The sequence below is a fragment of the Sphingomonas sp. NIC1 genome, from assembly GCF_001638925.1.
Lineage (GTDB): Bacteria > Pseudomonadota > Alphaproteobacteria > Sphingomonadales > Sphingomonadaceae > Sphingomonas > Sphingomonas aquatilis.
Genome location: NZ_CP015521.1, coordinates 1,838,373 through 1,862,211, shown reverse-complemented (window position 1 = coordinate 1,862,211; position 23,839 = coordinate 1,838,373). Strand labels below are relative to the sequence as shown.

17 protein-coding genes are annotated in these 23,839 nt (G+C 68.8%); 12 read left to right on the top strand and 5 right to left on the bottom strand.

What is annotated here, in order from left to right:
• The first annotated feature begins 10 nt into the window (after positions 1–10).
• From A7E77_RS08960 to A7E77_RS08925, 8 genes are all read left to right on the top strand, one after another.
• A complete protein-coding gene (locus A7E77_RS08960) occupies positions 11–709 on the top strand; it encodes a carbonic anhydrase (RefSeq protein ID WP_017977409.1) in 699 nt (232 codons plus the stop codon).
• A gap of 6 nt (positions 710–715) precedes the next feature.
• The gene (locus A7E77_RS08955; protein WP_063687340.1) at positions 716–2,230 is read left to right on the top strand and encodes a SulP family inorganic anion transporter; all 1,515 of its coding nucleotides are present in this window, start codon (positions 716–718) and stop codon (positions 2,228–2,230) included.
• A gap of 159 nt (positions 2,231–2,389) precedes the next feature.
• Entirely contained in the window at positions 2,390–3,235 is an 846-nt protein-coding gene (locus tag A7E77_RS08950) for a TorF family putative porin (RefSeq protein WP_017977407.1), read from the top strand.
• 210 nt (positions 3,236–3,445) lie between these two features.
• A complete protein-coding gene (locus tag A7E77_RS08945; protein WP_063687338.1) occupies positions 3,446–4,558 on the top strand; it encodes a glycosidase in 1,113 nt (370 codons plus the stop codon).
• Between the two features lie 192 nt (positions 4,559–4,750).
• Positions 4,751–6,310, top strand: coding sequence for an alpha-amylase family glycosyl hydrolase (locus tag A7E77_RS08940; RefSeq protein ID WP_063687336.1), 1,560 nt, complete (start codon positions 4,751–4,753; stop codon positions 6,308–6,310).
• 230 nt (positions 6,311–6,540) lie between these two features.
• A complete protein-coding gene (locus A7E77_RS08935; RefSeq protein ID WP_063687333.1) occupies positions 6,541–7,548 on the top strand; it encodes a glycosyltransferase family 4 protein in 1,008 nt (335 codons plus the stop codon).
• Between the two features lie 45 nt (positions 7,549–7,593).
• Positions 7,594–9,249, top strand: coding sequence for an MFS transporter (locus A7E77_RS08930; protein WP_063687325.1), 1,656 nt, complete (start codon positions 7,594–7,596; stop codon positions 9,247–9,249).
• Positions 9,249–10,400 carry an HlyD family secretion protein gene (locus A7E77_RS08925; RefSeq protein ID WP_063687323.1) on the top strand — a complete coding sequence of 384 codons (1,152 nt, stop codon included), beginning with the start codon at positions 9,249–9,251 and terminating at the stop codon, positions 10,398–10,400. The genes A7E77_RS08930 and A7E77_RS08925 overlap by 1 nt, the downstream gene beginning before the upstream one ends.
• A 74-nt stretch (positions 10,401–10,474) precedes the next feature.
• Here the strand turns inward: A7E77_RS08925 and A7E77_RS08920 are convergent, their stop codons facing one another.
• Positions 10,475–10,783, bottom strand: a complete 309-nt coding sequence (locus tag A7E77_RS08920) for a GIY-YIG nuclease family protein (RefSeq protein WP_063687321.1) — start codon at positions 10,781–10,783, stop codon at positions 10,475–10,477.
• A gap of 51 nt (positions 10,784–10,834) precedes the next feature.
• On the opposite strand from A7E77_RS08920, the gene A7E77_RS08915 reads away from it, so the two are divergent.
• Both A7E77_RS08915 and A7E77_RS08910 read left to right on the top strand, forming a co-directional pair.
• Entirely contained in the window at positions 10,835–12,409 is a 1,575-nt protein-coding gene (locus tag A7E77_RS08915; protein ID WP_226341698.1) for an efflux transporter outer membrane subunit, read from the top strand.
• Between the two features lie 84 nt (positions 12,410–12,493).
• Complete coding sequence (locus tag A7E77_RS08910; protein ID WP_063687319.1) at positions 12,494–14,587, top strand: ATP-binding protein; 2,094 nt, start codon at positions 12,494–12,496, stop codon at positions 14,585–14,587.
• 109 nt (positions 14,588–14,696) lie between these two features.
• On the opposite strand, the gene A7E77_RS08905 is transcribed toward A7E77_RS08910, so the two are convergent.
• The 3 genes from A7E77_RS08905 to A7E77_RS08895 all read right to left on the bottom strand — a co-directional run bounded on the left by A7E77_RS08905 (position 14,697) and on the right by A7E77_RS08895 (position 19,077).
• Positions 14,697–15,569: an HpcH/HpaI aldolase/citrate lyase family protein gene (locus tag A7E77_RS08905; protein WP_063687317.1), complete on the bottom strand. Its 873-nt coding sequence runs from the start codon at positions 15,567–15,569 to the stop codon at positions 14,697–14,699.
• Positions 15,570–15,739: 170 nt separating this feature from the next.
• Positions 15,740–18,334, bottom strand: coding sequence for a bifunctional lysylphosphatidylglycerol flippase/synthetase MprF (mprF, locus tag A7E77_RS08900; protein ID WP_063687315.1), 2,595 nt, complete (start codon positions 18,332–18,334; stop codon positions 15,740–15,742).
• Positions 18,331–19,077 (bottom strand): AcvB/VirJ family lysyl-phosphatidylglycerol hydrolase, encoded by a 747-nt coding sequence (locus tag A7E77_RS08895; protein WP_063687313.1) that lies wholly within the window; start codon positions 19,075–19,077, stop codon positions 18,331–18,333. Before A7E77_RS08895 ends, mprF begins: the two co-directional genes overlap by 4 nt.
• 606 nt (positions 19,078–19,683) lie before the next feature.
• Between A7E77_RS08895 and A7E77_RS08890 the strand changes: the two genes are divergently transcribed.
• Both A7E77_RS08890 and A7E77_RS08885 read left to right on the top strand, forming a co-directional pair.
• Positions 19,684–19,995 (top strand): DUF485 domain-containing protein, encoded by a 312-nt coding sequence (locus A7E77_RS08890; RefSeq protein ID WP_063687311.1) that lies wholly within the window; start codon positions 19,684–19,686, stop codon positions 19,993–19,995.
• A complete protein-coding gene (locus tag A7E77_RS08885; protein ID WP_063687309.1) occupies positions 19,992–21,698 on the top strand; it encodes a cation acetate symporter in 1,707 nt (568 codons plus the stop codon). Before A7E77_RS08890 ends, A7E77_RS08885 begins: the two co-directional genes overlap by 4 nt.
• A gap of 135 nt (positions 21,699–21,833) precedes the next feature.
• Here the strand turns inward: A7E77_RS08885 and A7E77_RS08880 are convergent, their stop codons facing one another.
• The gene (locus tag A7E77_RS08880; RefSeq protein WP_063687307.1) at positions 21,834–23,741 is read right to left on the bottom strand and encodes a M61 family metallopeptidase; all 1,908 of its coding nucleotides are present in this window, start codon (positions 23,739–23,741) and stop codon (positions 21,834–21,836) included.
• Between the last annotated feature and the right edge of the window lie 98 nt (positions 23,742–23,839).

The following is a 23,839-nucleotide window of genomic DNA, read 5'->3' as shown; positions in this document are numbered from 1 at the left end:
GTATCCACTCGTGAACGAACTGATCGGTCGCGTCGTAAGCTTCGAGAAAAAGGTCTTTCAGGACCAGCAGGCGCTCTATTCGACGCTCGCGCATCATGGCCAGTTTCCCAAGGCGCTGATGATCTCCTGCGCCGATTCGCGCATCGTGCCGGAACATATCATGCAGGCGCAGCCGGGCGATTTGTTCGTCTGCCGCAACGCCGGCAACATCGTCCCCCCCTTCTCGGCGCATACCGGCGGCGTGTCGGCGACGGTGGAATATGCCGTGTCGGTTCTCGGCGTGCGCGACGTCATCGTCTGCGGCCATTCGGACTGCGGCGCGATGAAGGGCCTGTCGGGTGATCCCGCCGCGCTCGCCGCGGTGCCGACGGTCGCCAACTGGCTGAAGCACGGCGCCGCCGCGCGCCAGGTCGTCGACCAGAGCTATCCCGAACTGACCGATGGCGAACGCGTCCGCGCGCTCAGCCTCGAAAACATCGTCTCGCAGCTGCAACACCTGCGCACGCATCCGTCGGTCGCCGCCGCGGTGGCGCAGGGCAATATCACGCTGCACGGCTGGTTCGTCGACATTCACGAGGGCGTCGTCCTCGGCCTCGACGGCGAATCGGGTCGTTTCGTGCCGATCCGCGAAGGCGAGCCCTTCCCCGTCGCACAGGCCGCCGCACCGCGGCAGGCCTCCGACGTCCCCTTCCTCCAAGCCGCGGAGTAAGTCCCCATGCTGGGCGCCCTGAACCTTCCCAAGATGTCGATCGTCGGCCGTGATCTCACCGCCTCGATCGTCGTCTTCCTCGTCGCGATGCCGCTGTGCATGGGCATCGCCGTGGCGTCCGGCGTTCCTCCGGAAAAAGGCCTGATCACCGGCATCATCGGCGGCATCGTCGTCGGTGCGCTGGCAGGTTCGCCGCTGCAGGTCAGCGGTCCCGCCGCGGGCCTCGCCGTCGTCGTGTTCGAGCTGGTGCGCGATCACGGCATGTCCGCGCTCGGCCCGATTCTGATCCTTGCCGGCATCATCCAGTTCGTCGCCGGCGTCGCGAAGCTCGGCGGCTGGTTCCGCGCGATCAGCCCCGCGGTCGTCCACGGCATGCTCGCCGGGATCGGCGTGCTGATCGTCGTCGGCCAGTTCCACGTGCTGTTCGACGCGAAGCCGCTGCCCAGCGGCCTACAGAACCTGTCGGCGATGCCCGGCCGCCTGCTCGGCCTGTCGCCCGACAATATCGCCGCGGCAGAGCTCGCCTTCGGCATCGGCGTGCTGACCATCACCGCGATGATCGGCTGGGAGAAGTTCCGCCCCGCCTCGCTGAAGCTGGTCCCCGGCGCGCTGGTCGGCGTGCTGACCGGCACCTTCGTCGCCATGGCGTTCGGCCTCGACGTCGCGCGCGTCAACGTGCCCGAATCGATCGCGGGTGCGGTCGCGCTGCCCGATGCCGGCATCCTCGCCCGCTTCGCGGACCCGTCGATCATCGCTGCCGCGCTCGCCATCGCCTTCATCGCCAGCGCCGAAACCCTGCTGTCGGCCGCCGCGGTCGACCGCATGCACGACGGCGTGCGCACCAACTACAATAAGGAACTGCGCGCGCAGGGCGTCGGCAACCTGCTGTGCGGCATGGCCGGCGCGCTGCCGATGACCGGCGTTATCGTCCGCTCGTCCGCCAACGTGCAGGCCGGTGCCACCACGCGCCTGTCGACCATGTTCCACGGCATGTGGATCCTCGGCTTCGTCGCGCTGCTGCCGTTCGTGCTGCGCGAGATCCCGATGGCGGCGCTCGGTGCGATCCTGGTCGTCACCGGCTGGCGTCTCGTATCCCTCCACCATGCCCGCCACCTGTTCTCGCATTACGGCGTGCTGCCGGCGTTCATCTGGGCGGCGACGCTGGTCACCGTGGTGGCGGCGGACCTGCTGACCGGCGTGCTGGTCGGCATCGGCCTGTCGATGCTGGAACTGGTGCCGCACGCGCGCGGCCTGAAGCTGAAGGTGTCGGAGGGCGCGGAAGGCGCTCAGCATGCGATCAACCTGTCGGGCGCCGCGACCTTCGTGTCGCTGCCCAAATTGTCCGACACGCTGGAGCGCGCACCGGCCGGGACGCCCGTCCGCCTCGACGTCAGCGGCCTTCGCACCGTCGACCACACCTGTTCGGAACTGATCAAGGACTGGTTCCAGCGTCGCCGGGCCGCGGGCGACAGCGTCGAACTGCTCGGCGGGCGTGGCAAGACTGCCGCACTCGCGCACTGATCGACCGGGGGATCGCGGCGATCCCGCGATTCCCCATTGTCGAACGGAAAATGCTGCGATAGCGAAGTGATGTCCGGGAAAGATCGGCGCCCCTCTTTCGAGTGAGCGCGCCGGCGGCCTGGACGCAGGAGGGACCCCAACGACACGGAAAGGGGTTCCATGAAGTATCTCAGCCTGGCCGCAGCATCGCTCGCGGCGTTCGTCGCCCTCCCTGCCGCCGCGCAGGAAACCGCCCCCCCCAAGGACGTCACCGTCACCGGCTCGGTCGCGCTCGTCTCCGACTATCGCCTGCGCGGCGTGTCGCAGACCGACAAGGAAATGGCGGTCCAGGGCGGCCTCACCATCACGCACAAAAGCGGCCTGTACGTCGGCACCTGGGCGTCGAACCTGTCCGGCTGGGGCACGTTCGGCGGCTCGAACATGGAGCTGGACCTGATCGGCGGCTACAAGGTGCCGATCAGCGGCGGCGCACTCGACGTCGGCCTGACGTGGTACATGTATCCGGGCGGCGCGTCGAAGACCGACTTCGCCGAACCCTATGTGAAGCTGTCGGGCACCGCCGGCCCCGTCTCGATGCTGGCGGGCGTCGCCTATGCGCCCAAGCAACAGGCGCTGGGTAAGTGGTACAACAACGCCGCGGCCTATGCGACCGGCGTTCCGAACAACCCCGGCAAGGGCAACGACAATCTGTACCTGTGGGGCGATTTCAGCGCCGCCATCCCGCAGACGCCGCTGACCGCCAAGGCGCATATCGGCCATTCGGACGGCAATTCGGGCCTCGGCCCCAACGGCACGTCGGCCGCGCCGACGGGGCATTACTGGGACTGGCTGCTCGGCGCCGACTACGCGATCAAGGGCACGCCGCTGACGCTCAGCGCTTATTATGTCGACACCGACATCAGCAAGGCGAAGGCCGCCTATCTGCAGCCGAACTTCGCTTCGACCAAGGACGGCAGCACGATCGCGGGCAGCCAGGTGGTGTTTTCGATCAGCGCGGCGTTCTGATCGATGGGTGGGGCGCGGCCCATGCGCCCCACACTCTTGGTCACCCCGGACTTGTTCCGGGGTCCACTCCGCGGCGAGGGGGCCGGTTCGAGCCTCCGGCCACCCCCTCGCGGCCCGGTGGACCCCGGAACAAGTCCGGGGTGACGGACATGGAGTTGGCGGCCTCGGTTTCCCATGGAACCACCCGCCCGCCCCGGCGCTAACGCCACCATGCACGACGCGCTGATCTTCACCCCCGACGACGTCGACCTCTCCCGCTCGCCGCTGCGCCGCGGGATTACCGAGCCGACCTATGTCCTCGGCGCCTTCAACCCCGGCTTCACGCGGCTGCCCAACGGCAATCTGCTGCTGATGGTGCGCATCGCCGAAGCGCTGGCCGAACCCGTGCGCGACGGCCATGTCCATGCGATCCGCTGGACGCCGGCCGGCTATGTGCTCGACGCCTGGCCGTTGACCGACGTCGACATGACCGATCCCCGCCAGTTCGAGCTGAAGGGCCGCCGCCACCGCATCCTCGCGCTGACGTCGCTGTCCTGGCTGCTCCCGGTGGAACTGGACCCCAGCGGTGAGCGCATCGTCGCCATCCATTACGACGCTGCGATCGAACCCGCCGCAACCTATCAGGACTATGGCGTCGAGGATGCGCGGATCACGCGCGTCGGCGACACATGGTACATGACGACCTGTTCGGTCGGTGCCGAACGGCATTGCACCACACTCCACACCTCGCGCGACGGCCTGCATTACCGGCTGGAGGGGATCGTGCTCGACCACCAGAACAAGGACATGATCCTGTTCGAAGGCCTGGTCGCCGACAGATTCATGGCGCTCACCCGGCCACTGGGCGAGGTCTATTTCGCCTATCCGCCCGACAGCCCCTGGGTCGGCGGCCCGTCGATCAATTTCGCGGCATCGCCCGATGCGCTCCACTGGAAGCCGCTCGATGCCCCGGGCCTGCGCGCGCGAAAAGGCTCCACCTCGGCGATGAAAATCGGCGGCGGCACGCAGCCGATCCTGACGCCCGCTGGCTGGATGATGATCTATCACGGCGTCGAGGCGCGCGAGAGCGTCGGCATCTATCGCAGCTTCTGGGCGCTGCTCGACCGCGACGATCCCTCGCGCATTCTGCGCGTCGAGGACGAGGTGCCTCTGCTCGAGGCGAACCCCGCCCTCACCGCACATATCGCGCACCAGATGTATCTGCCAACGCCCGTCGTCTTCTCGACCGGCCTCGTGGCGGATGGCGACGATTACCTCATCGCCAGCGGCGAAGCCGACCTCGCCTGCCGCATGACCCGCCTGCCGAAGAGCCGTTTCGTGTGATTTGGTTCACGCGAAGACGCGAAGGCGCCAAGAGGCCAATGTAAGCCGCGCGCCAGCGCCCTATCTCACGCCTGGGCAGGAGCGATGTGCTGCCCCGCGCGCAAGCTCTTCGCGTCTTCGCGTGAACCAAAAAGCGTAAAAGGAACCCCCTCGCCCCTCCCCCGTTCGAGTGCGCAAGCAGGGGGACGCGCGATGACGTGGTGGAAGACGGGCAGCATCTACCAGATCTACCCGCGCTCGTTTCAGGACAGCGACGGCGACGGCGTCGGCGACCTCAAAGGCATCGAAGCGCGGCTCGACCACCTCGTCGCGCTCGGTGTCGATGCGATCTGGCTATCGCCGATCTTCGTCTCACCGATGTACGACTTCGGCTATGATGTCGCCGATTATTGCGACATCGATCCGCGCTTCGGGACGCTCGCCGATTTCGACGCGCTGCTCGCCGCCGCGCATGCCCGCGGCCTCAAACTACTGCTCGATTTCGTCCCCAACCACAGCTCGACCGACCATCCCTGGTTCCGCGAGAGCCGGTCGTCGCGCGACAATCCGAAGCGCGACTGGTACATCTGGCGCGACCCCGCCCCGGATGGCGGCCCGCCCAATAACTGGATCAGCGACTTCGGCGGCTCCGCCTGGGAATATGACGCCGCCACCGGCCAATATTATTACCACGCCTTCCTGAAGGAACAGGCCGACCTCAACTGGCGCAACCCCGACGTGCGGGCGGCGATGATGGACGTGCTGCGTTTCTGGTTCGATCGCGGCGTCGACGGCTTCCGCATCGACGTGCTGTGGCACATGGTGAAGCATGCCGACTTCCCCGACAATCCGGCCAACCCCGCCTACCGTCCGGAGATGGGCGAGATGCACGCCGTGCTCCAGTCGAACTCCACCGACCAGCCCGAAGTCCATGACATCGCCGCCGAAATGCGCCGCATCGCCGACGGCTATCCGGGCGATCGCGTGCTGATCGGCGAAATCTACCTGCCGATCGAAAAGCTGATGCACTATTACGGCATCGATACGCCCGAAGTGCACCTACCCTTCAACTTCCAGCTGATTGAGGCGCCGTGGGACGCGCGCAGCCTCGCCACCATGATCGCCGACTATGAAGCGGCGCTGCCACCCGGCGGCTGGCCGAACTGGGTGCTCGGCAACCATGACCGCCCCCGGATCGCGACACGCGTCGGCGGGCCCCAGGCGCGTGTCGCCGCGATGCTGTTGCTGACGCTGCGCGGTACGCCGACGATCTATTATGGCGACGAACTCGGCCTGACCGATGTCGCTATTCCGCCCGATCGGGTGCAGGATCCGCGCGAATTGCGCGAACCGGGCTGGGGGCTGGGTCGCGATCCGGTGCGCACGCCGATGCCGTGGAATGCCAGCGAGCACGCGGGGTTTTCGAGTGCGGAACCGTGGCTGCCGCTCGGCCCCGACTGGCCGACGCGCAACGTCGCTGCGCAAGCCGCGGACGCCGGGTCGATGCTCGCGCTGTACCGCGACCTGCTGTCGCTCCGCCGCAAGCATGACGCGTTGGCAGAAGGCGACTTCCGGTTGCTTGAGACAACCGGTTCGGTCCTCGCCTACGAACGCTGGCGGGGGGACGAGCGGATCGTCGTGGCGCTGAACCTGAGTGGAGAGGACCAGCCGTTCGCGCTGCCGGCGGGGGAGGTGGTGCTACGCACGCTGCCGGAGAGCGGAGAGGCTGGCGTGCTGCGCGGCGACGAGGGGCTGATGATACTCCTGCGCTAACCGCAATCACCCCGTCACCCCGGACTTGGTCCGGGGTCCACCGGGCCGCAGGGGGACGGCAAGAGGCTCTAACCATCCCCCTCGCCGCAGAGTGGACCCCGGAACGAGTCCGGGGTGACGGGAGAAGCAAGTCCCCGGAACAACTCCGCCACGCCGGAGTATCACCACCGGGCCTTATCGTTACGCCCCCGTACCCCCATGCATTCCTCCGGCTCAGGCGACCGCTACCCATGAAAATCGCGATGCTCGCCCCGATCTCCTGGCGCACGCCGCCCCGCCACTATGGCCCGTGGGAATTGGTCACGAGCCTGCTCACCGAGGCGCTGGTCGCACGCGGCATCGACGTCACGCTGTTCGCGACGCAGGACAGCCTGACCGCCGGCACCCTCGCCGGCGTCGTCCCCGCGCCCTATTCCGAAGATCCGTCGATCGACGCGAAGGTGTGGGAATACCGCCACCTCGCACATCTGTTCGAGCGTGCCGGCGCATTCGACCTGATCCACAACCAGGCCGATTTTCCCGCCCATGCCTTTACCAACCTCGTGACGACGCCGATGGTCACGACGATCCACGGGTTTTCGTCCGACCGCATCCTGCCGATGTACAAGCCGTATGAGGATCGGGTGCATTATGTCGCGATCAGCGATGCCGACCGGTCGCCGCACCTCACATACGCCGAGACGATACACCACGGCATCGTCCTCGACGACTTTCCCTTCGATCCAACCGGCAGCGACGACCTGCTGTTCTTCGGCCGCATGCATCCGGACAAAGGCGCGGCCGAAGCCATCGCCGTGGCGCAGGCGACGGGTCGTGCGCTCGCCATGTACGGCATCGTGCAGGACCAGGGCTATTACGAGCGCGCCGTCGTGCCGCACCTCGGGGGCACCATCACCCACCCCGGCGCGGTCGGCGGCACGGAGCGCACCCGCGCGCTGGGCCATGCCGCAGCGCTGCTCCACCTCATCAACTTCGACGAACCCTTCGGCCTGTCGGTGGTCGAGGCGATGGCGTGCGGCACGCCCGTCATCGCGATCAACCGCGGGTCGATGCCCGAACTGATCGAGGACGGCGTCACCGGCTTCCTGGTGGACAGCGTCGATGAAGCGATCGCCGCCGTCGCGCGCCTGCCCGAGATCAACCGCGCCGCCTGCCGCCGCGCGGTGGCGGAGCGCTTCTCGGTCGAGCGCATGGCGGACCGCTATATCCAGCTCTACCGCCGCATCCTCGACCAGTGAGCGAAGTGGCTGACCTGCCGCCGTTTCCCGGTTTATAGGCAGGCGATGTTCGCCCGTCTCCGCCGCTTCCTGTCAGAGGAACATTGGGACTTCCTGCCCCATGAGATTCCGGCGATTCCCGGTTCGCCGGGGTCGGTGGAACATCAGCTGCGTCATCGCATCGCCTATGGCGTCATCGCGGTGCTGCTCGGCCTGACGGGCGGGTTCGGCAATGCGCTGATCTCGGCGAACACCTATACGCTGCAAGGCGCGCTGGGTCTCGATCCCGCCGAGATCGCCTGGCTGCCGACGGTCTATGTGATGACCAACGTCAGCATCAACCTGCTGCTGATCAAGTTCCGCGCGCAATTCGGCCTCAGGCCGTTCGCGATGATCTTCCTCAGCCTGTACGTCGTCTTCACGCTCGGCCATCTGTTCGTCCGCGAATTCGACACCGCGATCCTGGTCCGCGCGGCGAGCGGCATGGCGGGCGCCGCCGTCTCCAGCCTGTGCCTCTATTACATGATGCAGGCGCTGCCGCTGCGCTGGCGGCTGAAGGCGGTCGTCGTCGGCATCGGCATACCGCAATGCGCGACACCGCTCGCGCGGCTGTTCTCACCCGATCTGCTCGCCATGTCGCAATGGCGCACGCTCTATCTGTTCGAACTCGGCCTCGCGCTGCTGAGCCTCGCCGCGGTCGCCTTCCTCCGCCTGCCACCTACGACGCGATCCAAGGCGTTCGAGCCGCTCGACTTCCTCACCTTCGTCCTGTTCGCGGGCGCGATGGCGCTGTTCGCGGCGGTGTTGGGCGAAGGCCGCATCGTCTGGTGGACCAATGCCGCGTGGATCGGCTGGGCGCTGATCGCCGCCATCCCGATGCTGGGCGCGGCGCTGGTCATCGAACATCACCGCGTCAATCCGCTGCTCAACACGCGCTGGCTGGGCAGCGCCGACATCGTTCGCTTCACGATCGTCACGATCATGGCGCGCATCGTGCTCTCCGAACAGACCTATGCCGCAGTCGGTCTGCTGACGTTGCTCGGCCAGAACAACGATCAGCTGATCCCCTTCTTCACGATCATCTTCCTCGCCTCGGCGGCCGGCGTGGTGCTGAGCGCGGTGACGCTCGACGTGACGCGCCTGACGCATCCGATCATGCTCGCAATCGGGCTGGTCGCCATCGCCGCGTTCGTCGACAGCCATGCGACCAGCCTCACCCGCGCGCCGCAATTGTACGTCACGCAAGCGATGATCGCGTTCGGCGCGACCTATTTCCTGGGGCCGGCGCTCTTGTTCGGCATGACGCGCGCGCTGCAGGCCGGATCGGGCCATATCATCAGCTTCGTCGCGCTGTTCGGCATGATTAACTCGATCGGCGGCCTCGCTGGCACCGCGCTGCTGGGCAGCTATCAGGTGATCCGCGAAAAGGCGAACAGCGCCGCGCTGGTCCAGGGCATCGACCCCACCGACCCGATCGTCGCGCAGCGTCTTCAGGCCGGCGGAGCGGCGGTGTCGCGCGTCGTCGGCGACCCCGCGCTACGCAGTGCGGAAGGCGGCGCGATCCTGTCGCAGACCACCACGCGCGAGGCCAACGTGCTCGCCTATGACGACGTCTTCCGCCTGATCGCGGTGCTCGCCGCGCTCACCTTCTGTTACCTTGCTTTCCTATTGATCCGCCGCGCGTACCGAGCCCGCCGCGCCGCACTTGTCGAGGCCGCCTGATGACCGACATCCGCAACCCTGTGGATTCCACCCCCGCGACCGAAGAGGCGCAGGCCGCGGCGGTCACGCCGCCCAGCGCGCCCTCCGGTTCCGGCTGGCGCCCCCAGCCGCCCAGCCGCACCGCGATGATCGTCATCGCGATCCTGGCGATCGGCGGCGTGCTCGCGGTGCTCGCGGCGTGGCGCCTGCCACCCTTCGCCACCAGCAACCAGTCGACCGACAACGCCTATGTGCGCGGGCGCACGACGGTGATCGCGCCGCAAGTGTCGGGCTATGTCACCAAGGTCTATGTCCGCGACTTCGCCGACGTGACGGCGGGCCAGCCGCTCGTCCAGATCGACGATCGCATCTACCGCCAGCGCGTCGATCAGGCGACCGCGCAGGTCGATGCGCAGAACGCCACGCTCGCCAACGCGCAGCAGACCGAGCGCAGTCGCACCGCCAGCCTCGCCGCGCAAACCGCCGCCGTCGCCAATGCCGAGGCGCAGCTGATGCGCGCGCAGGCGGACATGAACCGCGTCAACGACCTCGTGACCGACGGCTCCGTCTCGCAGCGCGAACGCGACCAGACGCTCGCCGCGCTGCGCCAGGCGCAGGCCGCGGTGCAACAGGCGCGCGCCGCGCGCGAGATCGCGCAGCAGGATATCCGCACCGTCCAGGTCGGCCGCGGCGGCCAGCGTGCCGGTGTGTCGGGGGCGGAAGCCGCGCGTCGTCTTGCCCAGATCGACCTCGCCAACACCGTCATCCGCGCGCCCGAGGCGGGCCGCCTGTCCGAAGTCGGCGTCCGCGTCGGCCAGTATGTCACCGCCGGATCGCAGCTGATGTTCCTGGTGCCGCCCGAAACCTGGGTCATCGCCAATTTCAAGGAAGCGCAGACCGCGCGCATGGCGGTGGGCCAGCCCGCGACCTTCACCGTCGACGGCCTCGGCGGCGCGAAGCTTACCGGTCGCGTCGAGCGCATCTCGCCCGCCGCCGGATCCGAATTCGCGGTGCTGAAGGCCGACAATGCGACCGGCAATTTCACCAAGGTGCCGCAACGCATCGCCGTCCGCATCCGCATCGATCCCGGCCAGCAACTGATCCAGCGCCTCCGCCCCGGCATGTCGGTACAGGCGAGCGTCGACACCACCACCGGCCCGACGGTGAAGTGATGCGCTGGCCCAAAACACCCCGTCACCCCGGACTTGGTCCGGGGTCCACCCCGCCCCGGGGGGATGGCCTGCGATCAGCCGAGCGCTGGCAGCCCAAGGCCAACCGCGAGATCCAGCCAGCCAGGATTGGCCCGCTCGATCAGATTCCGCTTCCAGTCACGCCGCCACGCCTTGATCCGCTTCTCGCTGGCAATGGCGTCGGCCATCGTGTCGGTGGGTTCGAACCAGACGAGATGCAGGACACCGTAGCGCGCGGTGAAGCCTTCGAACGTGCCGTCGCGGTGCTGGATCAGCCGGCCGATGAGGTTCGACGTGACGCCGACATACAGCGTGCCGTTATACCCGCTGGCGAGGATGTAAACGCACGGCTGCCGTTCCCGCATGGGGGCGAGGTTGGCGCAGCCCAACACGCGCGGCAAGAAAATATATCCGAAATGGCCACTCCTGCTGCCTCACCCCCTCCGTCACCCCGGACTCGTTCCGGGGTCCACCGGGCCGCGCGGGGACGGCAAGAGGCTCGAACCACCCCCCTCGCCGCAGAGTGGACCCCGGAACAAGTCCGGGGTGACGGAGGGGGTGGGGCAAAGGACCCGAGTCTCTCACCTTCGCGTCTTCGCGTCTTCGCGCGGACCCTCGCCACCCTCGCCGCGACCACCGCGCTCGCCGCGTGCATCGGTCCGCGCCCGCCCGCCCCCGTCGCGGCCACCGTCGCCCCGCCCCCCGCATGGCGGACCACGCTCGGCCAGGGGCAACCCATTCAGGCCGACTGGTGGAACGCGTTCGGCGACCCCGTCCTCACCGATCTCGTCGCGCGCGCGCTGGCCAATAACGTCGACCTCGCGCTCGCCGCGTCGCGCATCGACGAAGCGCGGGCCGCCGCGCGCCTCGCCGCCGCGCAGCGCACACCGACACTCGGCGGCAGCCTGCCGTCGACCACCGGCCAGACGGTCAGCCCGTTCGGCACGCCCAGCGACGCCCTCGGCGCACAGCCGCTGATCACCGCCAGCTACGATCTCGACCTGTTCGGCCGCCTCCGTCAGGCAAGCCGCGCCGCCCAGGCGCAATTGCTGGCCAGCGAAGGCGCACGCGACACCGTCCGCCTCGCCATCGCCAGCGGCGTCGCCAGCAACTACATCGCCCTGCGCGCGCTCGACCAGCGGCTCGCGGTGGCGCAACAGACGCTCGCCGCGCGCACCGAAGCGCTGCGCATCGCGCGCCGCCGCGCGGAAACCGGCTATACCTCCAACCTCGAACTGCATCAGGCGGAGGCGGAATATCGCGCCACGCAGCAACTCGTCCCCGCCGCGCAGCTCGCGATCAGCCGACAGGAGAACGCGCTGTCGCTGCTGCTCGGCGAGAACCCCGGCGCGATCCCGCGCGGCGCCCCGCTTGACCGGCTGACGCCGCCGCCGATCCCCGACGGCCTGCCCGCCGACCTGCTGCGCCGCCGCCCGGACCTGTTCCAGGCCGAACAGACATTGGTTGCTGCCGACCGCAGCCTCGACAGCGCACGCGCGGCGATGCTGCCCAATATCGCGCTCACCGGCAGCGCGGGCGTCGTCCTGTCGACCAAGCTCGCCGATCCGATCGGCGTCTTCTCGATCGGCGCCAGCATCCTGTCGCCGATCTTCGACGGCGGCCGCCTGCGCGCGCAGAGCGATGCCGCGACCGCGCGCCGCGACCAGGCCGCCTTCGCCTATCGCCGCACCGCGCTCGTCGCGTTCCAGGAGGTCGACAACGCCCTCGCCGGCGTCCAGCGCTCGGGCGAACAGGCGACCGCGCTCGGCTTGCAGGTGGATGCGCTCGCCGCCGCGCTGCGCAACGCCACCAACCGCTATCGCGCCGGCTATACGTCGTACATCGAACAGCTGGATGCGCAGCGCGGCCTGCTCACCGCCGAACTGGCACTGGTGCAGGCGCGCGCCGATCGCCTGACCGCCTATGCGCAGCTGTACCAGGCGATGGGGGGCGGCTGGTCGCGCGAGGCGATCGAGGCGACGCAGCGCTGACGGTCGGATCGCCTGCCGCCATCACGCGTTGGGGCAGCGTTCCTAACCAACACTCTTTCCGTTCCGATGAGTTACAGGCCGCTTATGCCCCACAACGACCCGCAGATCGCCGGAGCGACCAGCGTCGGCAGCTGGGACTGGGACGTGGTGGCCGACCGGATCACCGCCGACCCCGCCTTCGCCCGCCTGTACGGCGTCGATCCCGACGACGCGGCCCGCGGCACGGCGATCGAACGCTTCTTCGGCGGCATCCACCCGGACGATCTGCCCCGCGTCCAGGCCGAGATCGCCGAGGCGCTGGCAAGCGGCGCGCCCTTCGAAAGCGATTATCGCCTCACCCAGCCCGATGGCCGCGCCCGCTGGGTCGCCGCGCGCGGACAGGCGCAGCTCGACGATGTGGGCCGCGCGATCCGCTTTCCCGGCATCAGCTTCGACATCGACGCGCGCAAGAGCGCCGAACTCCGCCTGCAGGCGCTGGTCGAGCTCAACGACCGGCTGCGCACGGCGGGCGATCCCGACGACCTCGCCTTTGCCGCGGTCGAGATCCTCGGTCGCCTGTTCGATGTCAGCCGCTGCGGCTATGGCACGATCGATGCGGAGGCCGAAACGATCGTCGCGACGCGCCCCTGGTGCGCGCCCGACATCCAGCCGTTGCCCGGTCTGCTGCATTTTCGCGATTATGGTTCGTATATCGAGGACCTGAAGCGCGGCGAGACGGTCGCGATCGGCAACGTCTACGACGACCCACGGACGCGCGACACGGCCGAGGGGCTGAAGGGCCTGGCCGCTGTGTCCTTCGTCAACATGCCGATCACCGAACGGGGCGATTTCGTCGCGCTGCTCTACCTCAACAACGCCGTGCCCCGGCCTTGGCTGCCCGACGAGATCGCCTTCATCCGCGACGTTGCCGAACGCACCCGCGACGCGACCGAACGCCGCCGCGTCGAGCAGGAACTGGGCGCGCTCACCGCCAGCCTCGAACAGCAGGTCGAAGAGCGTACCCACGCACTGATGGTCGCCGAAGCGCACCTGCGGCAGGCGCAGAAGATGGAGGCGGTCGGCCAGCTCACCGGCGGCCTGGCGCATGATTTCAATAACATGCTTACCGGCATTTCGGGCGCGATCGAGATGATGCAGGTCCGCGTCGCGCAGGGGCGCATCGGCGACCTCGATCGCTACGCCACCGCCGCGCTCGGCGCGACGCGGCGTGCGGCGGCGCTGACCCATCGGCTGCTCGCCTTTTCGCGCCGTCAGACGCTCGATCCCAAGCCGACCGACGTCAACCGGCTGATCGCCGATCTCAGCGATCTCATCCAGCGCACCGTCGGCCCCGGCGTCACGCTGGAGGTGGTCGGCGCGGCGGGCATATGGCCCGCGATGGTCGATCCCAACCAGCTCGAAAACGCGATCCTGAACCTCTGCATCAACGCACGCGACGCGATGCCGGAGGGCGGCCGGATCACGATCGAAACCGCCAATCGCTGGCTCGACCAGCGCTCCGCGCGCGAACGCGATCTCGAACCCGGGCAATATCTGTCCGTGTGCGTCACCGACACCGGCACCGGCATGACGCCCGAGGTGCAGGCACGCGCCTTTGACCCCTTCTACACCACCAAACCGATGGGCGAGGGCACCGGCCTTGGCCTCTCGATGATCTACGGCTTCGCGCGCCAGTCGGGCGGGCAGGTGCGCATCTATTCGGAGGTTGGGCAGGGCACGACGATGTGCATCTATCTGCCCCGCCATTATGGCGATGCGAGCGACGATGACGGCGCGGTCGCGCTCGATACCGCCGCCGCGCCGGTCGAGGGGCGACACAGCGTCATGGTCGTCGACGACGAACCGACGATCCGCATGCTGGTGGTCGAGATCCTCGAAGAGATGGGCCATGTCGTGCTGGAGGCGGGCGACGGCCCCTCCGCGCTGCGCCTGCTCGGCACCGGCGCGCATGTCGACCTGCTCATCACCGACGTCGGCCTGCCCGGCCAGATGAACGGCCGCCAGGTCGCCGACGCCGCGATCGAGATTCTGCCGCACCTCAAGGTGCTGTTCATCACCGGCTATGCGGAAAATGCCGTGATCGGCAACGGCCCGCTCGGCCCCAACATGGCGCTGATGACCAAGCCCTTTGCGATGGACATCATCGCGGATCGCATACGGACGATTCTGGCGGGGTAGGCCATACACCTCCAACCGTTCACCCTGAGCCTGTCGAAGGGCGGGTGACCGCAAACGTCACGCTGGTGGATAGCAGCCCTTCGACAGGCTCAGGGCGAACGGCGGGGGATCACCCCGCTCCCGCGTCTACCAACGCCAACACCCGCTCCGCCTCGGCGAGGTGCAGCCGCTCCACCATCGCGCCGTCCAGCGGGATCGCGCCCTTCCCCGCCGCTTCGGGTGCGGCGAACGCCGCAACCACGCGCTCCGCCCAGGCCACCGCGTCTGCCGAGGGCGCGAACGCCGCATTCGCGGTGTCGACCTGGACCGGATGGATCAGCGTCTTGCCGTCGAACCCCAGCATCGCGCCCTGCTCGCACTCCGCTGCAAAGCCTGCCGTGTCACGGAAGGCATTGTAGACGCCGTCCAGCACCACCAGCCCCGCCGCGCGGCCTGCGATCACCAGCTGCACCAGCGCCGGCACCAGCGCCGTGCGCCCGCCATCGACCCGGCAGCGCATCTCCTTGGCCAGATCGTTGGTGCCTGCGATCAGCAGCTCGGTCCGCGTCGTCGCCGCCGCGCCGACAATTTCGGCCAGCCGCAGCACCGCCCCGCACGTCTCGATCATCGCCCAGATCGGCGGCCCGTCCGCGCCCAGCACCGCGCGCACCGCCGCAAGGTCCGCCGCCGACCCGACCTTGGGCACCACCACCGCGGCCACGCCCGGGGCCGCCGCCAGCGCCGCCGCATCGTCCGCGCCCCATGGCGTATCCAGCGCGTTCATCCGCACCGCGCAGGCACGTCCGCCGAACCCTTCCGCCGCCACGGCCAGCGCCGCTGCGCGCGCGACGCCCTTCGCCTCCGGCGCCACCGCATCCTCCAGATCGAGGATTACGGCATCGCACGCCAGATCGCGCGCCTTCGCCATCGCGCGCGGATTGGAAGCCGGCATGAACAATACGCTACGCCGCCGCAGCGCGCGGCCTGTGGGATCGTCGGTCATGGTGCGACCCTACCGCACGCGCGCCGTCTGTAGAACCGTTGCGAAAACCGTTCGTGCTGAGCCTGTCGAAGCACGGGGTTCCACGAGGGCCAGCTCGCGATGAGGCACCCGCCCTTCGACAGGCTCCGGGCGAACGGGGGGTAATGGCAAGCACACCTCCCCTGACTCCCTCACGCGCTTACCAGTCGTGCGAGATCGATCAGCACCCGCGGCATCGCCGCGCCCGGCGGCGTCGCGATATAGCGTGACACCCAATCCGGCCCGTATTTCGCCTTGAACGCGCGCAAGCCCGCAAAGCCGTACAAGCGCTCGCCATTGGCGAACAGGGCATGGCCCAGCTGCGCCCATACCGGCGCCAGCCGCCCGCTCGGCATGCCGGACAGCGGCGCCATGCCCAGGTTGAACCGCTCATACCCCTGCCCGCGCGCCCATTCGATCAGGCGCACCATCATCATCTCCATCGTGCCGTACGGCGCATCGGGATGGTGCCGCATCAGGTCGCACGACGCCTCCTCGCCGTCACCCGACACCCAGATGTTGGCGAAGGCAACGATCCGCCCCTCCACCCGCACCAGCGCCACCGGAAAACGCGCGAGGTACGCCGGGTCGAACGCCCCCAGGCTGAACCGTTTCTCGCGCCCCGCCTTCGCCGCGAGCCACGCATCGGACACGGCGCGCATATCCTCGATCAACGCCGGCACCGCACGCGCCGGTTCGACCGAGAAGACCGCCCCCGCCGCCTCGGTGCGCCGCACCGCATGACGCAGCGATTTCGCGCGCGGCCCCGCGATCGTGAAGCGATCCAGCGCCACATGCGCCTCCTCGCCATATTTGATCGCATGCAGCCCCAGCTCGACGAACAGGGGCAGCATCCGCTCGCTCGCCTGGTAGAAGCACAGCCGCCCCGCGCGCGCATCGCATGCCCGCCGGATGCTCCAGACGAGCTCGCTCCACGCCGCGACCGGCCCGACGGGATCGCCCATCACCACCCAGCTGCGCCCGCGCACGCGATACATCAGGAACGCATCGCCCGCCGCCGATACGATGAAGCTCTTGTCGCCGGTATAGGCCAGCGCCGCATCGGTGCGCGGACTGTCCGCGCGCGCCGCCGCGATCGCATCTTCGGGGATGACGCTTTCGGGCAGGCTCTTCGTCCGGCTGCCGGTAAGCAATTGGTACAGCGATGCCGCGGTGAGCAGCACGCCTGCCGCAAAGCTCGCGCGCAGGAACCGCGGCGCATTGCCGTTGAGCGCGAAGTGCCACCACAGATCGTCGCTATACGGCGTGCGCTTGTACGCGAAGAACCCCGCCCAGACGCTCAGCGCCAGCGCCGCGGCGGCGGCGACCAGCCACGGCCAGTGCGGCCGGTCGGTCAGGATGCCGCCTTCGCGATAGAAGCTTTGCCGGCAATATTGCAGCACGCCCGCGACGATCAGCTGCAACGCCGCTTCCTCGTAATCGAGGCCCTTCATCAGCGAAAACAGCGCGCCGCCGATCAACAGCAGCCGCGCCGCCGCAAAGCCCGACCGCAGCCGCGCATTGAGCGCCGGCGCGACCAGCAGCATCGCCGTACCGATCAGGCTGCCCGCCATGTGCGAGCCCTCGATGAACGGCAGCGGCAGCATGTCGTCGAGGTCGGACAATCGGTCCTTCACCCCCGGCAGCGCCCCCGACACCAGCAGGATGAAGCCCGCGACGAACACCAAGGCGGTGACGGCGGTCGGCGCCAGCAACTGCCCGGCGCGATCGACATACGACAGGCCGCGCCGGATCGGATGGCGCAGCCGCCACCCCTCCGCCGCCGCGATGCCGATCGCCGCGACCATCAGCGGCAACAGATAATAGATCAGCCGATACAGCAGCAGCGCGGCGAACAGCGCCGGCCGGTCGCCCGGCACCGTCGCCAGAACTACCGTTTCGAACACGCCGAGTCCCCCCGGCACATGCAGCACCAGCGCCACCACCACCGCCACCGCATAGGCGACGACGAAGGCGGGATAGGCCTGCGCCGCCGCCCCCGGCACCAGCACGAACAGCGCCGCCGATGCCGCGCTGAGGTCCGCGAGCGACAGCAGCGCCAGCGCGCCCATCTGCCTGAGGCTCGGCAGCGCCACGCCCAGCCGCTCCGGCCCCAGCATCGCGACGCCGCGCGCGCGCAGCACCGGCAGGATCGCCAGCAGCGCCAGCAGGCCGCCGCCCAAGGCGCGCGCCCAGGCGGGATCGAGCGTCACCGGCCCCAGCGTCACGCCCTGGCCCACGACCAGCCCGAACCCCGCCGCCCCCGCGACACCCGCCCAAAAGGCGACCGCGCAGATCGCCGCCACCTGCGCCACCTCGCCGAAGGTCAGGCCGGCGGCGCTGTACAGCCGCAGCCGCGCCGACCCGCCGGTCAGCAGCGACAGCCCCAGATTGTGGCTCAGCGTATAACTGGTGAACGATCCCGCCGCCGCGATCCGCCACGGCAGCGGCTTGCCCACCGCGCGCAGTGCGACCCAGTCGAGGCCGGTCAGCATCAGGTAGCTCGTCACCGTCAGCGCCAGGCTCGCGGCGATCCGCGTATCGGGGACGGCCGCCAGCGACGCGCGCACGTCGCGCAGATGTACCTCGCGCAGCACCAGGTGCAGCGCCTCGAACCCGATCGCGGCGACCAGCAGCACCGCGGCGATCACCAGCTCGCGCCGATGCCGCGCGACGAAGGCGCCGCCCGCATCCAGCCACCGGTCGAGCCGGGACGCGCCACGCGGCGCGTGCGCGGGTGTGCTCACCGAAACGCCCCGGGCACGTCCTGCCGGATCGCGGTCAGCACATGCGCGAACAGGCCCTTGCGATCATTGTCCAGGAAATGCCCGCCGGGCATCGCGATGATCGTCGCATGCGGCAGATGAACGTCGGGACAGGCGCTGTCCTGCTCGTCGCGGCCGTAGATGCAGGTCACCGGCAGCCAGTCGAGCCGGTCGAGCGACGCCGCCCCGATATGGTCGGGCATGCCGCGATAGCCGAGTCCCGAGGGGTCGGCGCGGAAGAACACGCTCTCGCCCGGCACCACCAGCACCGCGCCCGCGATGCGGCTGCGCAGCGTCGGCGGCAGCGCCGCCAGTCCGGTTTCCAATATGTCCGCGCCATAGGATTGCCCGATCACCACGATCCGCGACGCCCCGCTGCGCGCGAGCGCGGTCCGTACCGCATCGGCCACGATCCGGTCCACCTCGCCGCGCGTGCGGTGAAAGCGGAACAGCGTCGGCGATTTCAGCGCGACGACGGTCACGCCGTTCGCCGCCAGCGTGCGCGTCGTGGTGGGATTGGGGCCGAAGCGCAGCCCCATATCGCCCGACAGATACAGCGCGGCGACAGGCCGCGCCGTGCCTTCCGCGGGCAGCAGCACGACCGGATCGCGATCGAAGAACCCCGCCAGCGCCGCCACGCCCGCCATCACCGCCACCACGCCGAGCGCGATCCCGCCCACCCAGGCAAGATGATGCCGTATCGATCGCGACGCAAACCAACCCATCCTATCGACATGCCCGCACCGGCCTGTCCCCCCCATGGCAGCCAGATGAAGTTTTCGTCATTTTGGAGGGTGCGGTGGACGGCCGGATGCGCGGGCCTCGTCGGTAGGCAAGCGGAAGGTGGCAGGCAGGCAACGGGCAACGGGCAACGGGCAACGGGCAACGGGCAACGGGCAACGGGCAGCGGTGTCAAACGCACCCCCGCCCCACACCCCCGTCATTCCCGCGAAGGCGGGAATCCATAACCTCCGAACCGCAGCGATAGAGCCGAAAGGCCAGCCAGTCTGGATTCCCGCCTCCGCGGGAATGACGGTCGGGAGGGGAAAGGCGGCGTCCGCCATAACCGCTGCGCTCCGGGTAAGCCTCCACCGCCCCAAATTCGTCATCCCGGCGCACGCCGGGATCCATGGTCACGGACCATCGGTTGGCGCCCGATACGGCACCCCCACCGCATCCATGGATCCCGGCCTCCGCCGGGATGACGCAGGGTGAGGCATCACACCCCCCACACCAATCACCCCCACAACCACCCTTGCGCCGCGCCGTCACCGCGTCATGATAGCGCAACCGATCCGGCCGCGACGCGCCGGGCGGCAACGGGGGACAGGATGACCGACGACCAGGCGCAGCGCATCGCGAGCGATCCCCGCTACCGACAGCTCGTCCAGGCGCGCGGCCGCTTCGGCTGGATGCTCGCCACCATCATGTTCGTCGCCTATTTCGGCTTCGTCGCGCTCATCGCCTTCGACAAGCCCTTCCTCGCCCAGCCGATCAGAGCAGGCGGCGTCACCTCGCTCGGGATCCTGATCGGTTTTGCGCTGATCCTGCTCGCGATCCTGCTCACCGGCCTCTACGTCGCGCGCGCCAATCGCGATTACGACGCTGCGCTCGCCGCCCTGCGCGCGGACTATGGCGCATGAGCCGCCGGATCGCCGCGCTCGCCATCGGCGCCCTCCTGCTCGCCGCCGGACCGGCCTATGCCGACGCCATCGCGGGCCAGACCCGGCAGCAGCCGACCAACTGGACCGCGATTGCGATGTTCGCGGCCTTCGCGCTGTTCACGCTCGGCATCACCCGCTGGGCGGCGCGGCGCACGCGCACCGCGGCCGATTTCTACACCGCGGGCGGCGGCATCACCGGCTTCCAGAACGGCCTCGCCATCGCCGGCGACTATATGTCCGCGGCGAGCTTCCTCGGCATTTCGGCGCAGATCTTCACCGACGGCTATGACGGGCTCATCTATTCGATCGGCTTCCTCGTCGGCTGGCCGATCATTCTGTTCCTGATGGCCGAGCGCCTGCGCAACCTCGGCAAATACACCTTCGCCGACGTCGCCAGCTTCCGCTTCGCGCAAGCCCCGGTGCGCAGCTTCGCGGCGACCAGCACGCTCGTCGTCGTGCTTTTCTACCTGATCGCGCAGATGGTCGGCGCGGGCCAGCTCATCAAATTGCTGTTCGGCCTGCGCTACGAATATGCGGTCGGCATCGTCGGCGTGCTGATGACATTGTACGTCCTGTTCGGCGGCATGACCGCCACCACCTGGGTCCAGATCATCAAGGCGGTGCTGCTGCTCGGGTCGGCCACCTTCATGGCGCTGATGGTCCTCGCGCAATTCGGCTTCAGCCCCGATGCGCTGTTCGCCCGCGCGGTCGCGGTAAAGACGGGCCTCGCCGCCGCCACCGGCCTGTTGCCCGCAGACGCCGCCGCCAAGGGCGGATCGATCATGGGCCTCGGCAATTTCATCAAGGATCCCGTGTCGGCGATCTCGTTCGGCATGGCCCTGATGTTCGGCACCGCCGGCCTGCCGCACATCCTGATGCGCTTCTTCACCGTGCCCGATGCCAGGGCGGCGCGCACGTCGGTGCTGTGGGCGACGGGCTGGATCGGCTATTTCTACCTGCTCACCTTCATCATCGGCTTCGGCGCGATCGTGCTGGTCGCGACCAACCCCGGCTATCTCGACGGCGACGGCGTGCTGATCGGCGGCACCAACATGGCAGCGATCCATCTGGCGCAGGCGGTCGGCGGCAATTTGTTCCTGGGGTTTATTTCCGCCGTCGCCTTCGCCACCATCCTCGCCGTCGTCGCCGGCCTCACCCTCTCCGGCGCGTCGGCGGTCAGCCACGATCTCTACGCGACCGTCTTCCGCAAGGGGCAAGCGGACAGCGCCGCCGAACTATCCGTCTCGCGGCGTACCGTGCTGGTCCTTGCCGCGGTCGCGATCCTGCTCGGCATCGTGTTCCAGAAGCAGAACGTCGCCTTCATGGTCAGCCTCGCCTTCGCAGTGGCGGCGTCGGGCAATTTCCCGGTGCTGATCCTGTCGCTGCTCTGGCCGGGCGCCACCACGCGCGGCGTCGTCGCGGGCGGCACGCTGGGCCTCGTCCTCGCGGTGGGGCTCACCATCCTGTCGCCGGCGGTATGGGTCACGATCCTCGGCCACCCCGCCGCGATCTTCCCCTATTCCTCGCCCGCAATCATCTCGATGCCGATCGCCTTCCTGACGATCTGGCTGGTCTCGATCCTCGACACGAGTTCCCGCGCCGCGATCGACCGCGCGGGCTATGCCGCCCAGCGCGTCCGCGCCGAAACCGGCATCGGCGCGAGCGGGGCGTCGGCGCACTGAAGGGTCACGCGAAGACGCGAAGACGCAAAGAGGTCTCGTGCGCGGCAGCGCACTGTCTCATCCTTCGACACGAATGGAGAGCAACGATCGCGGCAACCACAGCATCGTTGCGTCTTCGCGGCTTCGCGTGAACCCTCAATTCCCCAGCCACGCCGTGCGGAACGCCAGCTGCGCCGGCGTCACCGCCGCCCCCACCGTCTCGCCGCGCACGACCGTGAACGCCGGATCGACAGCCAGACGCAGCGTCGCCGTCCGCTCGATCCCACGCTGGCGATAGCGGACCGGCACCGCATCACCCGGCTTGTGCGCGGCGAGCAGCGCCGTCACATCCTCGGCCGAATTGGCCGGCATCCCGCCGACGGTCAGCAGCACATCGCCCTCCTCCAGGCCCGTAGCATAGGCCGGCGAAGACGGCGCAGGCGGAGCGGCGATCGCCACGCCGCTTCCACCCTCATCCGCCTTCAGCGCAAATCCCGCCCAGGCCGCGCCGGGTGCGCGCGGCTGCATCGCCAGCCCCGCCTGTGCGAGCAGCGGCGCGAAATCGGGCAGCCCGCTCGCATGGACATATCGGTCGAAGACGCCCTTCGCGAACGCCGGATCGCGCGTCACCTCGGCAAGGCCGCGCTCCAGATCGGCGGGCGTGTAGGGCTTTTCGGCATCGCCCCGCGTCTCCCACAGATGCCGCATATAGCTGTCGAGCGTCACGCCCGGAAACCGCTGCCGCAGCTGAAGGTCAAGCGCCAGCGCCACGACGGCGCCGTACGGATAATAGGAAATGAAGATATTGGGGTTGGTCCGGTCGATCGATTTCGCCGCATCGACGAAGGGTGCGCGCAGGCTCATCTCCTCCGGCCCGCCGTACCGCCGCCCGCTGCCGTTGACGACGCCGTTCAGCGTGCCGCCCAGCCCACGCAGGAAATCGTCCACGCTGCTCTCGCCCGCGCGGCGGATCAGCAGCGGCCCGTAATATTGCGTGAAGCCCTCCGCGAACCACAGGCTCGGCGTCGGATTGGCGCGCGTGAAGTCGAACGGCTCCAGCTCGGCCGGGCGCAGCCGCTCGACGTTCCAGCTGTGGACGAACTCGTGGCTCAGCGTATTGAGCTGCGCGTAATTCGCCTCGGCCAGCCCCCGCGGCTGGGTGATGATCGTCGAGTTGCGATGCTCCATGCCGTCGCCCGCGATCTGCGGCATATAGTCGGCGATGAAGGTATAGGTGCCGTAATCGTAGCGCGGCGCGCGGCCGAACAGCGCATAATGCTGCGCGATCACGCGCTTCGTCTTGGCGGCATAGGTATCGACCTCCGCCTCCGTCCCCATGTGATGCACCGCCAGCCGGATCAGATACGTCTTGCCGGTCGCGTCGGTCATCGGCCACTGGCGCAAGGAGAACGCGCTCAGCTCAGTCGGGCTGTCCATGAAATACTGGAAGTTCGGCGCCCAATACGTCCCCTCCGCCTTGCCCGCGGGCAGCTGCGTCGCGACGCGCCACTTGGGGTCGAAGGCGTGGAAGCGCACCCGGATCGGCTTGGCGTCATAGCCGGTCGCCCACAGGAAGGTCGCCGGCATGTTGAGATGCGCGTGATCAGCATCGATCTGCGCGTAGGTTCCGTCGCCCCAGTCGCCGAACAGCGTGTAGGTGACCACCACGGTGCCGTCATGACCGGACACCGACCAGCCATACGGATCGGTCCGCGTCAGCGCGAGCGGCCGCCCGCGCCCGTCCTTCGCCGACACGGCATAGACGTTCTTCGCGAATTCATGGATCGCATATCGCCCCGGCGACGAGCGCGCCATCTGCACGTGCAGCGGCCCCGCCGGCACGCCGCGGAACGTCGCGGTCACCTGCGCTTCGTGATGCACCGCATTGGGAAAGGACACGTCATACGCCACCGGCGCGGCCTCGCCCGGATCGCCCGCCTGCTGCATCGCCAGCGCCTGCGCCGCGAGCTGATCGGCGGTCTGCGCCCCGGCCGCGGCCATGGCGGGCACCGCCATTACCAGCGCGCCTGCCCCCAATACCGCTGCCGCCACCATCGCCCGCATACCCAACCCTTCCCTATTCGGCGGCGACGATGCCCGCCCGCGCTTCGCCCGCGCAACAAAAAAGGGGCCCCGCCGCAGCGGAGCCCCCCCCAGGTATG

Bases quoted from the DNA above. Each gene is read 5' to 3' on its own strand.
- A7E77_RS08895 (WP_063687313.1), bottom strand. From the start codon at position 19,077: ATGGGTTGGTTTGCGTCGCGATCGATACGGCATCATCTTGCCTGGGTG.
- A7E77_RS08930 (WP_063687325.1), top strand. From the start codon at position 7,594: ATGTTCGCCCGTCTCCGCCGCTTCCTGTCAGAGGAACATTGGGACTTC.
- A7E77_RS08955 (WP_063687340.1), top strand. From the start codon at position 716: ATGCTGGGCGCCCTGAACCTTCCCAAGATGTCGATCGTCGGCCGTGAT.
- A7E77_RS08920 (WP_063687321.1), bottom strand. From the start codon at position 10,783: ATGCGGGAACGGCAGCCGTGCGTTTACATCCTCGCCAGCGGGTATAAC.
- A7E77_RS08945 (WP_063687338.1), top strand. From the start codon at position 3,446: ATGCACGACGCGCTGATCTTCACCCCCGACGACGTCGACCTCTCCCGC.
- A7E77_RS08890 (WP_063687311.1), top strand. From the start codon at position 19,684: ATGACCGACGACCAGGCGCAGCGCATCGCGAGCGATCCCCGCTACCGA.
- A7E77_RS08950 (WP_017977407.1), top strand. From the start codon at position 2,390: ATGAAGTATCTCAGCCTGGCCGCAGCATCGCTCGCGGCGTTCGTCGCC.
- A7E77_RS08935 (WP_063687333.1), top strand. From the start codon at position 6,541: ATGAAAATCGCGATGCTCGCCCCGATCTCCTGGCGCACGCCGCCCCGC.
- A7E77_RS08940 (WP_063687336.1), top strand. From the start codon at position 4,751: ATGACGTGGTGGAAGACGGGCAGCATCTACCAGATCTACCCGCGCTCG.
- A7E77_RS08910 (WP_063687319.1), top strand. From the start codon at position 12,494: ATGCCCCACAACGACCCGCAGATCGCCGGAGCGACCAGCGTCGGCAGC.
- A7E77_RS08880 (WP_063687307.1), bottom strand. From the start codon at position 23,741: ATGCGGGCGATGGTGGCGGCAGCGGTATTGGGGGCAGGCGCGCTGGTA.
- A7E77_RS08925 (WP_063687323.1), top strand. From the start codon at position 9,249: ATGACCGACATCCGCAACCCTGTGGATTCCACCCCCGCGACCGAAGAG.
- A7E77_RS08915 (WP_226341698.1), top strand. From the start codon at position 10,835: ATGGCCACTCCTGCTGCCTCACCCCCTCCGTCACCCCGGACTCGTTCC.
- A7E77_RS08905 (WP_063687317.1), bottom strand. From the start codon at position 15,569: ATGACCGACGATCCCACAGGCCGCGCGCTGCGGCGGCGTAGCGTATTG.
- A7E77_RS08885 (WP_063687309.1), top strand. From the start codon at position 19,992: ATGAGCCGCCGGATCGCCGCGCTCGCCATCGGCGCCCTCCTGCTCGCC.